The sequence below is a fragment of the uncultured Nostoc sp. genome, assembly GCF_964247315.1.
Taxonomy (GTDB): domain Bacteria; phylum Cyanobacteriota; class Cyanobacteriia; order Cyanobacteriales; family Nostocaceae; genus Nostoc.
Genome location: NZ_CAXTTT010000001.1, coordinates 164,429 through 179,438, shown reverse-complemented (window position 1 = coordinate 179,438; position 15,010 = coordinate 164,429). Strand labels below are relative to the sequence as shown.

At 40.7% G+C, this 15,010-nt stretch carries 17 protein-coding genes and 1 pseudogene; 9 read left to right on the top strand and 9 right to left on the bottom strand.

Annotated features, from left to right (window positions below; genetic code table 11):
* Positions 1-180: pseudogene (locus ACFE93_RS00950) on the top strand (hypothetical protein); the annotation flags it as partial.
* Here ACFE93_RS00950 and ACFE93_RS00945 read toward each other — a convergent pair.
* Positions 171-803, bottom strand: coding sequence for a hypothetical protein (locus ACFE93_RS00945; RefSeq protein WP_375471588.1), 633 nt, complete (start codon positions 801-803; stop codon positions 171-173). The pseudogene ACFE93_RS00950 and the gene ACFE93_RS00945 overlap by 10 nt on opposite strands.
* Before the next feature lie 300 nt (positions 804-1,103).
* On the opposite strand from ACFE93_RS00945, the gene ACFE93_RS00940 reads away from it, so the two are divergent.
* The 3 genes from ACFE93_RS00940 (at position 1,104) to ACFE93_RS00930 (ending at position 2,238) form a co-directional block, all read left to right on the top strand.
* Complete coding sequence (locus ACFE93_RS00940) at positions 1,104-1,436, top strand: Uma2 family endonuclease (protein WP_375471587.1); 333 nt, start codon at positions 1,104-1,106, stop codon at positions 1,434-1,436.
* Positions 1,437-1,512: 76 nt separating this feature from the next.
* On the top strand, positions 1,513-1,719 hold the full coding sequence (locus ACFE93_RS00935; RefSeq protein ID WP_375471598.1) for a Uma2 family endonuclease: 207 nt from the start codon (positions 1,513-1,515) through the stop codon (positions 1,717-1,719).
* A gap of 87 nt (positions 1,720-1,806) precedes the next feature.
* On the top strand, positions 1,807-2,238 hold the full coding sequence (locus ACFE93_RS00930) for a biotin carboxylase (RefSeq protein ID WP_375471586.1): 432 nt from the start codon (positions 1,807-1,809) through the stop codon (positions 2,236-2,238).
* A gap of 94 nt (positions 2,239-2,332) precedes the next feature.
* On the opposite strand, the gene ACFE93_RS00925 is transcribed toward ACFE93_RS00930, so the two are convergent.
* The 3 genes from ACFE93_RS00925 to upp form a co-directional block, all read right to left on the bottom strand.
* Entirely contained in the window at positions 2,333-2,602 is a 270-nt protein-coding gene (locus ACFE93_RS00925; protein WP_322731295.1) for a YggT family protein, read from the bottom strand.
* A 130-nt stretch (positions 2,603-2,732) separates the two neighbouring features.
* Complete coding sequence (locus tag ACFE93_RS00920; protein WP_375471597.1) at positions 2,733-3,086, bottom strand: hypothetical protein; 354 nt, start codon at positions 3,084-3,086, stop codon at positions 2,733-2,735.
* Positions 3,087-3,161: 75 nt separating this feature from the next.
* Complete coding sequence (gene upp / locus ACFE93_RS00915) at positions 3,162-3,812, bottom strand: uracil phosphoribosyltransferase (protein ID WP_375471585.1); 651 nt, start codon at positions 3,810-3,812, stop codon at positions 3,162-3,164.
* Between the two features lie 410 nt (positions 3,813-4,222).
* Here upp and crtH point away from each other — a divergent pair, with 410 nt between their 5' ends.
* Complete coding sequence (crtH, locus tag ACFE93_RS00910; protein WP_375471584.1) at positions 4,223-5,713, top strand: carotenoid isomerase; 1,491 nt, start codon at positions 4,223-4,225, stop codon at positions 5,711-5,713.
* 609 nt (positions 5,714-6,322) lie between these two features.
* Here crtH and ACFE93_RS00905 read toward each other — a convergent pair.
* Positions 6,323-6,781, bottom strand: coding sequence for a hypothetical protein (locus tag ACFE93_RS00905; protein ID WP_375471583.1), 459 nt, complete (start codon positions 6,779-6,781; stop codon positions 6,323-6,325).
* A 524-nt stretch (positions 6,782-7,305) separates the two neighbouring features.
* Between ACFE93_RS00905 and ACFE93_RS00900 the strand changes: the two genes are divergently transcribed.
* Both ACFE93_RS00900 and ACFE93_RS00895 read left to right on the top strand, forming a co-directional pair.
* Positions 7,306-8,637, top strand: coding sequence for a serine hydrolase (locus ACFE93_RS00900; RefSeq protein WP_375471582.1), 1,332 nt, complete (start codon positions 7,306-7,308; stop codon positions 8,635-8,637).
* A gap of 52 nt (positions 8,638-8,689) precedes the next feature.
* On the top strand, positions 8,690-9,319 hold the full coding sequence (locus ACFE93_RS00895; RefSeq protein WP_375471581.1) for an SMI1/KNR4 family protein: 630 nt from the start codon (positions 8,690-8,692) through the stop codon (positions 9,317-9,319).
* A 216-nt stretch (positions 9,320-9,535) separates the two neighbouring features.
* Here the strand turns inward: ACFE93_RS00895 and purT are convergent, their stop codons facing one another.
* From purT to ACFE93_RS00875, 4 genes are all read right to left on the bottom strand, one after another.
* Positions 9,536-10,699, bottom strand: coding sequence for a formate-dependent phosphoribosylglycinamide formyltransferase (gene purT / locus ACFE93_RS00890; RefSeq protein WP_375471580.1), 1,164 nt, complete (start codon positions 10,697-10,699; stop codon positions 9,536-9,538).
* 57 nt (positions 10,700-10,756) lie between these two features.
* A complete protein-coding gene (locus ACFE93_RS00885; RefSeq protein WP_375471579.1) occupies positions 10,757-11,239 on the bottom strand; it encodes a pentapeptide repeat-containing protein in 483 nt (160 codons plus the stop codon).
* Between the two features lie 156 nt (positions 11,240-11,395).
* Complete coding sequence (locus tag ACFE93_RS00880; protein ID WP_375471578.1) at positions 11,396-13,165, bottom strand: ABC transporter permease subunit; 1,770 nt, start codon at positions 13,163-13,165, stop codon at positions 11,396-11,398.
* 43 nt (positions 13,166-13,208) lie between these two features.
* Positions 13,209-14,159 carry an ABC transporter ATP-binding protein gene (locus tag ACFE93_RS00875; RefSeq protein WP_375471596.1) on the bottom strand — a complete coding sequence of 317 codons (951 nt, stop codon included), beginning with the start codon at positions 14,157-14,159 and terminating at the stop codon, positions 13,209-13,211.
* A gap of 230 nt (positions 14,160-14,389) precedes the next feature.
* Here ACFE93_RS00875 and ACFE93_RS00870 point away from each other — a divergent pair, with 230 nt between their 5' ends.
* Together ACFE93_RS00870 and ACFE93_RS00865 are read left to right on the top strand one after the other, a co-directional pair.
* Entirely contained in the window at positions 14,390-14,512 is a 123-nt protein-coding gene (locus ACFE93_RS00870; RefSeq protein ID WP_375471577.1) for a hypothetical protein, read from the top strand.
* Between the two features lie 247 nt (positions 14,513-14,759).
* Positions 14,760-15,010 (top strand): hypothetical protein (locus tag ACFE93_RS00865; RefSeq protein WP_375471576.1); only part of this gene is annotated, 251 nt, incomplete at its 3' end.

Genomic DNA, 15,010 nt, shown 5'->3' with positions numbered 1-15,010 from the left:
GTTCAAAGACTCATTCACGAGTATCAAAGACTCATTAATGGAGTTCAAAGACTCATTCACGAGTATCAAAGACTCATTAATGGAGTTCAAAGACTCATTCACGAGTATCAAAGACTCATTAATGGAGTTCAAAGACTCAATGAGATTTACTCCTCACTCCTCACTCCTCACTACTTCTGAGTCCAGCGCCAATTGTAGCGATTCCATTCATACATTCCTTGAATTTCATATTCTGCGCCGTTAAAGAAGCGGACGACGCAATTAGTAGAGGAATCATCACGTAGGCGTAGCCCGTCGTAGACATCGCTAATTTCCTCGACCTTAATCACCATACAGGGAAACCATTCCCGCTTACAAGGCCCATCCTCCTGCACCCATTCCCATAGTGCATTGGAAACTTCAATGCGATCGCCTACTTTTAACTTCAGTGCATCCTCAAAATAAGAATACTTATCAAAATGATATGATTCAACACGATTCAACCACTGTAAACCATAGCGTTGGCGAATAAACTGTACCGTTCCAGAATCCTTTTCCAACAACCAGTCGTTGAGTAATTGCACTTTCCAAGTGCGGTTGCGTTGTTCTTCATCCTTAACAAATTGTAAAAATACTTCTAACTCTTCTGGGGTAAGTTCATCTAAAGGATTAGCAATATTTGATATCCCAGAGGTAGAATTTCCCTGAATTTGCTCGACCACTTGCAGTAATATCTGTTTCTGCGTGTCAGTGAGAGGACAGCTTGCTGCATCACAATCATTAAAGGCTGCGAACATAGCTACTTCAATCTCATCTGGAGTCATAATTTCATAGCAATTGAGGGCTTATTCTCCTAATTATTACAAATGTTAAATTCAAGTCTCCAATCACCCTGTAGTTAAATATAAACATAATTAAATATAAGATGCCTAATATTCGGATAAAAACTTGATTTTGTCTCCTGTCTCCTGAGTTGTTGGCATCGGCTTAGTATTTTCTAGTGTTGACCTATTTATAACCTAGTTAGGAAAATTGCCATGACTCAAACTCAGCATTCCACATAACTCCTGACTTTTGAGGAATTTCTGGCTTATGACGATCGCACCGATACCCGTTATGAATTAGTGGATGGAGAGCTCATAAAAATGCCAACTCAGAGCCAGGAAAATTGTGATCTTGCCAAATCTCTATTATTCAAGTTGGCAAAGCGTTTTCCTATGACCTTGCTGGCTTACAAGGACATTGATGTTGAAATTAGTGGGCGGCGAGCAACCTGTCGCCTACCCGATATGGTGGTGCATACGGAAGAGTCGAAAGCAGCTTTGATTGGCAGTCCTCGCAATCTGATTACCCGCGATATGCCCCCGCCTGCGCTGGTGGTTGAAGTCGTCAGTCCCGGAACCGAGAACCGCAGCCGCGATTACCGTTACAAACGCACGGAATACGCAGCTAAGTAAAACGATGTGGGAAAACCAAACTATGTTAAGAAAAATTAAATAGGCTTAAACCCTCTTCTCTCCTGCCTCCTGCCTCATCGCAACGATAAATATTTACACCGACCTACTTAGAGGCATTACTGAATACTGGATTGTCGATCCTGAGTTAAAACAAATCACTGTTTGCAAGTGGGTCGAGGGACAATATGAAGATACGGTCTTGAAGGGTACGGCGACCATTGCATCAGATATAGTACCTGATTGGGAATTGATAGTGGAGCAGGTATTTGCAGTAACGAATTAATCACGGAAATAGAGAATAGAGAGTAGGGGTATGTTGTAAGCTGAGGTTATCAGTTAATAATTATTGAATTAAATCACGGGGTCTTTTATGCGGTTGCGTTCGCTCACGGTCGTTTTTATTTCATGTCTCATTACTTTTCTATCGTGGGTGATTGTTCCCCCAGCTGTAGCCCTAACACAGATTAAACTATTTGATGTCTCTTATAAAGATTGTCCATCAGAACTAGCACAAGGCGCTGTTATCAGTAGTGGTAGCGCTGCTGCCAATTGTTTTCTTGTCATTGGCAAAGCAGAAAATGGTACTAATAAAACAGTCTACGACGCAGATATTTTTGGACGTATTTATGATGCTAATAATGACTCAGTGATGCAAAACCGCACTCGCTTAGGCTCTATTACCGAGGTACCACCAGGTATTAGCGATTTTGAATTGAGAATTTCTGTACCTGCGAATCAGCCTACTCCGTTGAAGCTAAAACAGTTCAAGGCTGCCGGGTTTAGCGGTCAAGTGCGTAGGTAATTCGTAATTCGTAAAAAATTGTAGAGACGCTTGTATACTTAACGTCTCTACACAATTCTTTACCAAGATAGTAATCAAAATCTTTCTATAAAGGCTATAAAGGCAGGTTAGATGGAATGGCACTCAGAAGCCCACTAACTACATTGAGTGCTAAGAAAGCTAAGATCGGCGAAAAATCCATACCGCCTAGTGGGGGAATAATTGAGCGGAATAGATTTAGATAAGGATCGGTTATCTGGGCTAAAGCGGCAAATGGCTGGTTATACCAGTTGATTGTCGGGAACCAGGTTAGCAAAACCCGGATAATTAGCAAATAGCTATAAAAGGTGACAAAGGTAATTAGTGTCGTAATCAGTAAACTCATGGATAGCTTTGTTTCCTACTAGGTGTCAAACGCGGTCTTATCTTTATAATTTTAATTTAGTCCAAAGTCAAAAGTGTTTGCGGATTTCACGTTTACCACACTTGACACTTTCACCACGCCTGAACAAACTTCAGGAGTCTTTAGTGAGAGAGCGGTCATTGCTTGGCTGGGGTGAACTACTATTCACTTTTCCCAGTTGATTTCGCACTTCATCAATTGTGGCATTTAGCTGGGCAATTTTATCTTCTAGCGATCGCCTGGCCGTTTCTATACCGTTGCTCTCACTTTCTGAGGCTTTCATCTGACGCCGCTTTGCTGCTATTTTCTTAGCTTCGACTTGGCTATCTGTCAGTTCTGTCTCCTCTTCTATTAGCAATTCTGGATCGCGCCGAGAAGCAATCAGTGCCCCGATAACACCGCCAAATATGCCACCAACAAACGCCCCTGCTACAAAACCACTGCCAAAACCATCTCGCTGACTCATATTTTTACCGCCTTCAACAAACCTTGCAACTTTTACAGTAGTTATGCTATTTTCCTGCCCTAGCTGCATACTAGCTTAAGTCCCAAAAATGCGATCGCCTGCATCTCCTAATCCCGGTACAATATATCCCTTGCTGTCCAGTTTTTCGTCAATTGTAGCGGTGTAAATTATTAAACCTGGATAAGCTTCACTCAATTTTTGCAAAGCTGGTGGAGCCGCCACTACACAAACAATCCGCGTCAGAGTTGGATCGGCACCCCGTTGTGTCAATTCTGCCATTGCTGCCATAATTGACCCTCCGGTTGCCAACATTGGATCGGTAACTAACACTCGTGTTTGGGGGTCAAATTTTTCTGGTAACTTGTTCAGATAACAATGAGGTTGCAGTGTCTCTTCGTCTCGTGCCAAGCCAAGGTGGTAAATCGATGCTAAAGGCAGTAAAGTCTGCGCTCCCTCTAGTAATCCTAGCCCAGCGCGCAGAATTGGCACTACTGCCATAGGCACTCGCGGATCGATCACCGTTGCTGGACAGATATCTAAGGGACTCTGTACTGCTGTTTCTTGAGTCGGCAACCAGTCTCGTGCAGCTTCATAAGTCAGCCATCTTCCCAACTCAGTCATCGCACTGCGGAATAATACTGAAGGCGTGCCTGCATCACGGGCTACTGCTAGCCAGTGCTCGATCAGGGGGTGGGGTGGAACATAAACGCGCAATTGTAGCGTCATAGCCAGAAATAGGCGCCTTTTTATTGTATAACAACTGAAACACCATAATACTCTTTCCTGCATCCGGCTGACAGCTTAAAATTAACAATCTCAATTTTATTGATAAGTTTTTCATTAGTAGTTGACATTAATTCTCAATCAAGGTTATATTCTTATACAGTGTTCTCCTCTCTTTTAAGGATCGGCAGACGGGATTAGTCAGCAGTAGCAGGCTCGTCCCTCTTTTTTTTGATTAGTCATTGGTCATTGGTCATTGGTCATTGGTCATTGGTCATTGGTCATTAGTTAAATTAAATGCAGATTGATTAACTCTAGACAAAGGACAAATACTTCTCTACGAGACGCTACGCGTTAGCGGAGCTTTCGCTTTAGCGATACGCTCAATACAAATGACAAAGGACAAATGACAAATGACAAATGACGCAATCGTAATTGGGTCTGGGATTGGCGGATTAGTAACAGCTACCCAGTTAGCGGCGAAGGGGGCGAAAGTGCTGGTACTGGAACGTTATTTGATTGCAGGTGGTAGTGCTGGTTATTTTGAACGCCAAGGCTATCGATTCGATGTTGGGGCATCAATGATTTTTGGGCTGGGACAGAACGGTACTACTAACTTACTCACCCGTGCATTATCAGCTGTAAATGTCAGCCAAGAAGCGATCGCAGATCCGGTACAGATTCACTATCATCTACCCCAAGGTTTAGACCTGAAGGTTGACCTGGTTTATGAAAAATTTTTGCAAAATCTTACTGCTCATTTTCGCCAAGAAGAACAAGGGATTCGTCGCTTTTATGACGAATGCCAAAAAGTATTCAAGTGCCTCAACAGCATGGATTTGCTGTCGCTAGAAGAACCTCGGTATCTACTGCGCGTATTTTTCCAGCATCCTTTGGCGTGTCTCGGTTTAGCCAAGTATCTGCCCCAAAATGCCGGAGATGTGGCGCGGCGTTACATCAAAGACCCGCAATTATTGAAGTTTATCGATATGGAATGTTATTGCTGGTCGGTGGTTCCATCGGATATGACACCAATGATTAATGCTGGGATGGTTTTTTCTGACAGGCATTATGGTGGAGTTAACTATCCTAAAGGCGGGGTGGGACAAATTGCCCAAAAACTGGTAGAAGGTCTAGAGAAGGCTGGAGGTAAGATTCAGTACCAAGCTAGAGTCACAAAAATTCTCACAGAACAAGGAAAAGCGGTAGCTGTACAACTGGCTAATGGTAAAGTATATCGGGGTAAACGCATAGTTTCTAACGCTACACGCTGGGATACATTTACACAATTACTACCAGCAGAACAAATGCCGCATAATGAGAAAAAATGGCAACAAGCCTATCAAAAATCTCCAAGCTTCTTGAGTTTGCATATAGGAGTAAAGGAGTCAGTTTTACCTGTGGGGACAGAGTGTCACCATATTTTGCTGGAAGACTGGGAAAAGATGACAGCAGCAGAAGGCACAGTGTTTGTTTCGATTCCCACATTGCTTGACCCAGATTTAGCACCAAATGGATATCAGATCATTCATGCCTTCACGCCTCATTGGATTGAGGATTGGCAAGAACTTTCTCCGGGTGAGTACGAAGCGAAGAAAGAAGAGGCAGCTTGGCGAATTATTGACCGCCTAGAAAAGATTTTTCCAGGTTTAGATGCCGGATTGGATTATTTAGAAGTAGGGACACCGCGCACTCATCGCCGCTTTTTGGGTCGTGAGGATGGCACTTATGGGCCAATTCCCCGGCGCAAGTTGTGGGGGTTATTGAACATGCCGTTTAATCGCACAGCTATTTCAGGACTTTATTGTGTAGGGGATAGTACCTTTCCGGGTCAAGGTTTGAATGCAGTCGCTTTTTCTGGGTTTGCTTGCGCCCACCGTATTGCCGTAGATTTAGGATTGTGAAGTCCATCAATCAAGGTGATTACAGGAACAGTGTATGCAAAAAGCTTAGTAAGCGGATAGCGTTAACAGTGAAGCTGGTAGCTACCCCAACAATCTGAGTAACTCTCAATATGATTCGGTTTAGAAAGTTATCTGTTAAGGCGAGCTCTTTAAGCGGGAGTAGAAGAAAGTGCTGGAGAAGCAAGAGTGTTTAAATTTAATCTCTTCACTTGAAGTGAAAATTATAGCCAAACCGTCTCAATCTCCAAATCCAATAAACCTCTTGCAAAAGTGCTTTTTGCAAGAGGTGGGAAAAGGAACTCATGTTAAAGGGAAAGGGGAAAATACAAAATCTTTCCCCTTCCCCTTTTTCCGACTTTTGCAATAAGTCTAATGTATAGTCTAGTACTGTTGGGATCATATACCGGGAGCGATCGCTTATTTGAAAGAAACACCCCGAACGATTAAAGCGATTAAGTTACCAGAGGTTGTGTTTGTAGCTGCTTGTAAGTAGGGGAGTAAACTGGAAGCCGCACAGGTGAAATCGAATTTGATTGTTTGGTTTGAGGAGTAGGCGCGGCTCCATATAATCGGGGATTTTAATTAAGATTACAAGTCAAACGTAGACAGTTAATTTTTGGAAGTTGAAAAGTTCAATTCCTGTTGAATGGTTTTAGCATCATCATACAGATTTGTCACTCTGGAATCATTACTTGGACAGCTAATATCTTGAGATATTTGCCCTTGATACCTGACTTGAGTTGACGTAGCGAACGAAACAGGTTTTACACAGGGTTTATATGGTAAATTTGACAATAGTTTAGCTGCTGAAATATCATTGAAAAACTTCGTAGCTGTGCCTAATTTTATTTCACCTTCACCTTTTCTGTTGCAAACAGTATAAGTTGCTTTTCCAGATGGCAAGACGCGAATTCTATATTTGCAGGTATTTGTGGAGCCACTATTAATAATAACTGCTGGCTGTTGGGGATTTGGAGTTTGAGCAAGTATTCTCAGAGGTAAAATATATAAGGGTGTAGCTAACAATATTGAAGCTAGACTAATTTGATATATGTTAAAAACTTTCACTTTCACCTCACATTAATTTTTGAGTTAGTTACCTAATTAGGTCAGAACTGATTTGAGATATTTTATGCAATCAAAAATTCTGCAATAGCACTTGCTTGGTTAACACCAAATTAAGTAATATTAAATTTGTGAGCAGCCCTGTTACAAAACATAAATTCTGGTGACTTCTTAAAACTATAGTTGATTATATATTTTTTAGATATGTCATTCTGATGTCAATGTTATGTCAGGATAACACTCACTTTTCTGTGTTATTCCTGTCGAATATCTACTGTGGATTTCGCAATAAAAGCCTTCAGTGACACAATTGTGGCATTGCGGCTCACGCCGGAGAAACAGTCATCAGCCGCGATACGCAGACGCATTCGTGCGTGGATGCGGTAGATTATGCCACGCTCAAAATCGATTCGGTTGGTTGTTTACCGTGCCTTTTCACCGCAATTTACAAAATTTTTCATAATTGTGCTTTAATGGTGGGCGGTTTTTGTTTTTAAGAATCTTCCTCACACACAAAGCGATCGCTGATGCTACTCACACACAAAGAAAATATTGTAAAATTCAGCTGGCTTCTACCCAGTTTTTTAAGCTTGATCCTGTTTGGCTCCACTGTCAAAGCTAATGGTGCGATCGCAAATTGGCATTTTGATAGCAATCGCAATCATCTGGACTTCACAACAGATGAGAACGTTCAACCGAAAGTACAACTACTTACGAACCCGACTCGTCTGGTAATTGACTTATCTGGAGTTACACTAGGATATCCACAGACTAGTCAAAGAGTAGGGTTAATAATTAAACACATTCGCATTGAGCAGTTGAATGCAGAGACTACCCGCATGGTAGTTACTTTAGCACCCGGTTACACCTTCGACTTAGCACAGGTGCAATTGCAAGAACAATCCCCTAATCATTGGTCTGTGCAGTTACCCAAGCCAATACCACTGACTGCAACCCAGCCGCAATATTTAGAGATAACTCCGAGTATTGCTCCAAGAGTGAATGATAATAGTACTCTCTTTGCTGGCGTGGTTCCGATGCATTCACCGATGAAAGCGCTGGAACCTCAAATTAAAGCCTTGATGAGTCGCTACAGTTTTCTGAAAACAGGAATGTTTTTTCTGGATTTGGATACTGGAGATTATTTGGATGTTGGAGGCGATCGCGTTTTCCCGGCTGCTAGTACAATCAAACTGCCAATACTCATTGCTTTTTTTCAAGATTTAGATGCAGGTAAAGTCACCCTTCAGGAAAACCTGACTATGCGGCGTGACTTAGTTACCAATGGTTCTGGAAGTATGCAATATGAGCGAGTTGGGAAGAAGTACACAGCTTTGGAAACCATCACTAAGATGATTACCATTAGCGATAATACCGCCACCAACATGATTATCGATCGCTTAGGTGGAGTAGCGAAACTAAATCAGCGCTTCCGTAGTTGGGGACTGAAAGACACAGTGATTCGGCATCTTTTGGCTGACTTGAGAGGAACCAACACCACAAGTTCTCAAGATATGGCGCGGGTGCTGGCTTTAGTTGTGAATAACAAGCTAGTTTCTTTACAAAGTCGGGAGCAAGCCTTAGATATTCTGCGTCACACCACAATTCACACACTGCTTCCCGCAGGTTTGGGGAAAGGTGCAGTTATCGCCAACAAAACTGGAGATATCGGGTTTCTCATCGGTGATGCGGGATTTGTAACTATGCCCAATGGTAAGCGTTACCTGGCGGCTATCTTCGTCACCCGTCCTTATAAGGACACAAGAGGGAGAGACTTTATCCGTCAAGTTTCCCGATTAGTTTACGATTATTTGAATCAGCCGCCAGTTGCTGCGGTTGATTCGCCTAACGGGACTTAAACAAAAATGAAAGGTATAATGCTTGAATAACATAGCTTTTACATCAAAATACATGGCTCAATTTGATTGGGAGAACCTTCTCAAAGAATTAAGTTTGAAGCTCATTGAATACGATGTGAAAGAGAGTGGCAAGCTAAGAAGAGATGGTACAACCATACAACCTAAACTCACACCCGAACTCCGTGAATCCGGTTGGCTTGGCTATCCAGAAGCAACAGAAGAACACATTATCAGTGCTGAGACGCGTTTAGGCATCAAATTTCCACCGTCCTACCGAGAATTTCTGAAAGTTTCTAACGGTTGGCGAAATGCAGACTGGACAGAGATGAAGCTTTGGTCAACAGATGAATTAGAGTGGTTTGCGACCAGAAATCAGGACTGGATTGATGGTTGGGCACCAACATATACCGAGAAAAGACCCACTGTGCCAGATGATTCATATTTCGTTTATGGCGGTGAGCAAGATTGTATTAATCTAAGAACTGAATATTTACAAAACGCATTAGAAATCAGTAGTGAAAGTAGTGATGGTGATATTTTTTTGCTAATTCCTGATGTAGTTTTTGATGATGAAGAGTTAGAAGCATGGCACTTTGGTAGTAAACTGCCAGGTGCATGTCGCTATAGTTCTTTTTATGAATTGATGCAAAAAGTAGTTGAGCAAGGACGCTTTATTTACTAGCTTAGTAAGGGGCTACACAAACCAAGTTCGTGGAGGCGGACTAAGGAAAAATTAAGGTTTTATAACCGCCCTTTTAAGGTTAAGTAATTGATATAGGTGTAGGGTGGGTTACGGAAGGCGTAACCCACCGGAAGTCTGAAATGATGCCGTACTCTCGGCGATAACATACCTTACTGCTACAGTGGTTTTATATTTAATATAAACCACATAATTGGATTAGATAATTGTGATTTGATTGGCTGCTTTCGTAGCCTTTTCCCTAGCCTCTTCGACATTAATACCCTTCGCCAAAGCTACTCCCATTCGCCGATATGGATGAGCATTAGGTTTACCAAATAATTTAATATCTACATCTTTTTCCGACAAAGCATCGGCTACACCACTAAAAGCAATAGAATCAGATTTTTCTGAAGCTAAAATTACTGCACTAGCTGAGGCTCCTAGCTGTTCTATATGAGGAATTGGCAAGCCTAAAATAGCTCTTAAATGTAGTTCAAATTCGTTAAGATTTTGTGAGATTAATGTCACCATTCCCGTATCGTGAGGTCTAGGAGAAAGCTCTGAAAAAATCACTTCATCTTTAGTAATGAAAAATTCAACGCCAAAAATTCCGGCTCCTCCTAAAGCATCAGTAACTTTTATGGCTATTTCTTGGGATTTTAATATTTTATCTTCAGAAATTTCTGCGGGTTGCCACGATTCTTGATAATCGCCTCTTTCTTGGCGATGACCAATGGGAGAGCAGAAAATTGTCGGTGTATTCCACTGTTTAATTGTCAGTAAAGTTATCTCAATTTCAAAGTTAATAAATTCTTCTACAATAACCTTTTGACTGTCTCCTCTAGAATTAGCGATCGCATAATTCCAAGCTTTCTCAACCTCAGTCTTATCCTGAACTACAGACTGACCTTTCCCTGATGATGACATCACAGGTTTAACAACATTGGGAAAGCCAATTTTATCCGAAACTGCAATCAATTCTTCTAAAGTTGTTGCATAACCATATTTAGCTGTTCTGATGCCCAATTCTTGATGTGCTAGTTCTCGAATTCTGTCACGATTCATTGTATAGTTAGTAGCAGCCGCAGTTGGAATAACTGTAATTCCTCGCTGTTCAAATTCTAGAAGTTTTTCTGTTCTGATTGCTTCAATTTCTGGTATAATAATATCTGGCTGATGTTTTTTCACTACAGCTTCTAAATCATCAGCACTGAGCATAGAAATAACTTCAGAAGCATCAGCAACCTGCATCGCCGGAGCATTAGCGTAACGGTCAACAGCAATCACATAATTACCAAGACGTTGAGCCGCGATCGCAAATTCTTTGCCTAGTTCTCCCGAACCCAGCAACATCAATTTTTGGGGCAACTTAATACTCATTAACTTATCCAATAGAATTTTAATTTCATAATTTTATATGTTTTAAGTACCAACTTTTCAATAATTAAATTTAGCTCCACGTAATTGTAAATCTTGACGTTGTAGATGATTTAAACCAGTACCTACACCAAGCTGACAGTTATCTACTAAAGTTTCTAACCAAATAGTCTCGTTCAGAGTTGCACCTCGTAAATCTGCATTTCTCAAATCAGTTTTCGTAAAATTTATAAATAAGAGGTCTGCATTCACTAAACTACTACCTTGTAGATTTGCTCCTGACAAATTTCCTCGGATGAAGTTTACTCCATCTAAAATTAAACCAGATAAATCTGCTCCTATAAGATTAGGAAACTTTAGCTGACTCGGATATTTAAAAAACCGCATCATACAAATGATGTTTGCTTCATTTAGTTGGATTTTAGTTAAAAACTCATAACGAGCTATACCCAGTTGCTTAAGAGTTTGTAGACGCTGTAGGGGACTTTGTTCTAAAAACTGGATAGCTGTGTGGCGTAGGTCTTGAGTAGGGATATTTAACATGATTCTCAGATTGTTACGATCCTTGTGCCGATTAAAAATTTAATAGTCGATGCAGGCAAATAATAGATAATATAGCAGTCTTAAATCATTCATGAAAAACAATAACCCCGATTTTTCAAAGAAATCGGGGTTATAACTTTATCGATAACTACTTACCTAACGTCTTGCCAACAATGCTTTCGTGGCAGATTCGCCTGCTAACCTCACTTGCCTTGTCAACTGAAAGTTTAACAACGCTAAAACACTCAAATCAGCTAAGAGTGCCATAAAAACTGTTGTCACCCCAGCGGGTTCTATAGCTGCCCAAGGAAAAGGTGTAAACATCCATACAGTAGAATGTTTCCACGACGAGATACCGATAGTTTCTAGAATCATCGGTGGTAAGAACATCGCAGCACCTAAAGTCCCAATTGCCCAGAAAGAACGCTTAGGAGTTTTCAGCAAAAGTATCAATTGGGCAATGGTAGCGTAAATCATCATTAAGCTGATGGACAAAGCTATAGTTAAAAGTACTTTAAATCTGTCAATCTCGTTAACAATCTCAGTTCGGCCATTGTTTGCGTCAACAACAGATGTAAGTAAAAGCCAAACTAACCAGGGGATAGCAGCAATTGTCAAATTAATAGCGATCGCCACAAGTGCAGGGCTTTTTTCAGACCAAATTAGATCCTGCCAAACACTCTTATGGTTAGAAACTCCCTGATGTCGATATCTTGCCCAATCTTGTACATCTTGACGATGAGGGGAAAGAACTGCAATTAAACTTAAAATCAACACAAAGTTGTATACTGCCAGCAAAACGAAATTTTTCCCAACCTGTTCATCCCATGTGTCATTATTATTCCCATTTTGTAAAGCAAATCCCCAAATCATCAACTGGTAAAAAGCTACTAATAAATAACTTTGCTTCTTGCTGATTATTGAGGCTTGAGGATTACGGAAGCAACGTTTAAGAGCTTGCAAAATACCGTAAATACACAATTGAAAGTTCAATAAATGTAAGCAAACAACACTAACAACACTTGTTCCTAATGGTAAATAGAAAAACTGCAAGTTTTTCAAGGTAGAACCATTGTCTAGATGGAATAAGTTAGGAAATAGATAATTTGTTACATCCCAAGAAGCAAACAGCCTCAACCAAGCCGTTGAATTATACCAAGCGCCTGAATGATCTGATGATGTTATCTGAAACGTTATCAACAAAAAAAGGAAAACTGCACCACTACCTAACCAAGGTTGAAAACCACTCAACCAGCGACTAACTAAGCCAAATAGTAGTGCGGCGCTATAGAAGAAAATACAGCTAGCAATAAGAATTGCGTAATAACTCAAAATGTAGCTAAAGGCAATTTTGGCAGAAAGTCCGGCCCACAAATGTAAAGGAACTGCTACTAAAACAGTCAGATAAATTAAACTTGGAACTCCTAGCAACTTACCAGTCAATATACTTGTTTCTGACTGGGGACTAAGACGGATAAAATTCAGTGTACCGCGAGTTTCTTCTTTGGCTAAATCGTTGATTAGTAAATAAGTTCCTGCAACTAATAGTGTAAATCCAAAAATTACAGTAAAAGAGAGGAATATATATTCCCAATGGTCTCGCCACCACAACTGCCAATTAATTTCATTTTGTGGACAAAAATTATTTGAGAGGAAATTATTGAATTCAGCAATTATAGATTGATCTGATTGCTGGTAGATTCGGTTTTGTTGCTGTTGATATACTTGACGCAGATTACAGTATGTAGCAGTTAGCGAGTATCTATCACCAGGAGATTCGCGGAACTGATATAAAAAAACTACTAATTGCAGTAGTAGGGAAGTTGCAAATGCGATCGCAACATTAAAAAATTTAAGCCGTCCTTTGAGTTCCCGCAAAAGTTGCGGATTCCAATCGCCGATTTTGTCTATCAAATTTGGCATCATAGCAAAAAATTCTTCAAAATGGGGAGTGATATTTATTGACGTATCAAGATGCTTGTTTGTGACCTAATTTCAAGAAAATACTTTCTAAATCTTCTTGTGTGCAGTGAAAATCAGTCAGGGGAATGCCTACTTTGATGAGCGATCGCAATAACTCAGCACTATCTTCATCTTTGCCCGAAAAATTCACCCGCACGCTGTTTTTTCCTGATATCAGCTCCCACTCTTGTACTAAAGGATGATGTTTTAGTTCCATTAAAAGTGCCTCTAGGTTCCCCAGAGTTGATATCACAATTTGCTGATGGGCTAGACGTTGATAAAGGTGTTGTAGGGATGTACTTTCTACCAAAAAGCCAAGTTCCATAATTCCCACAGAAGTGCACAGTTCCGCTAAATCGCTGAGAACGTGGGAGGAAATGATTACAGTCATCCCAGCTTCTTGCAAAGCCTTGATGATTTCACGAAAGTGCATCCTGGCGATGGGGTCAAGCCCAGAAACAGGCTCATCTAGTAGTAGTAAAATTGGTTCGTGGATAATGGTTCGCGCTAAACTTAAGCGCTGTTTCATCCCCCGCGACAGAGTAGAAATCTGACTATTACGTTTATTTCCAAGTTGGATGAGTTCTAAAACTTCATGTAGGCGTTGAGTGCGGCGCGGTTCTCGCAAGCGATAGAGACGCGCAAAATAATCTAGGTAATCCCAGACTGTCAAATCCTCATATAGCGGGTAGTCATCGGGTAAGTAGCCTAGATGACGCTTAAGTTTGGGATTACTCTTGTCACGGAGTAGGCGATCGCCATTAATATAAATCTCACCCGTAGTTGCTTCCTCAGCAGTTGCCAACATTCGGATGAGAGTTGTTTTACCCGCGCCATTCGGCCCAATCAATCCATATACTTCGCCCGCCTGGATTTCTAAATCCACATCATTGACAGCAACGTGTCGGTCAAATTGCTTAGTCAGTCCACGCGTGCAAATTGCTATTTCTTTTACCATCGCGGCTGGGGTGCGGCTTGTGATTAACACTTAACGTAACCTCTTTCTACAACTTCTGTCAGGCTGGTTTCGGAAATTGAAACTGACTTTATGTAAAGTTGCTTTGAGCAATACTTTGGACTCGACCAGTTTTATAAGAGGAGCCTCTTCATACACAAAATCACCACCCCCAAAATCAATGACGCATTGGTTGTGTTGAGATAGCAACCTTTTAACAGCATAAACTTCTAATGGCTGACAATACTGATATCCGCAGAAACACTCAATTTCTCACTTATGCTTTGCTAATTCCTCGTCATAGCCGATCTCAAAATAGTATTGCCACCGTTGCTCATCCGTCAAGCTTTATTTGACTAAGTGTTCTAAGTGATTTATGGCAAGATTACATATATTTTTTTTAGATTAATTTATAAAAAGTGTTAATACTGGTAACAAAAATATTGAGCCTGTTAACTCTTCATGAAAATGAAGAAAAATAGCCGTCATTTCACCACTTTAAATTCAATTAATAAAACTAGTAAATTCGCTAGTTACATGTGCTACTCAGACTACTTAGCATGAGAAGCGAAACAAACATCAAGATTTTACCTGGAGTTATCAATGAATAAGCAACTTTCTACTAACGCTTTAGTTATTGCCATTAGCTTGCTTGGAGTATCTTCTGATATCACACCTGCTTCAGCTAACTTAATATCTACAATAACAACAGGCACAAAAACTGAAGTTACTAAAACAGTACAAAGTGTAACTATAACTACTAATACTGCTACTGCTGAAATCGCAAAAGGCGTTAAAGCTACTGTCCAAGAGACAACTAATACCACCGTTGGACAATTGGCTGGAGTTGCAAC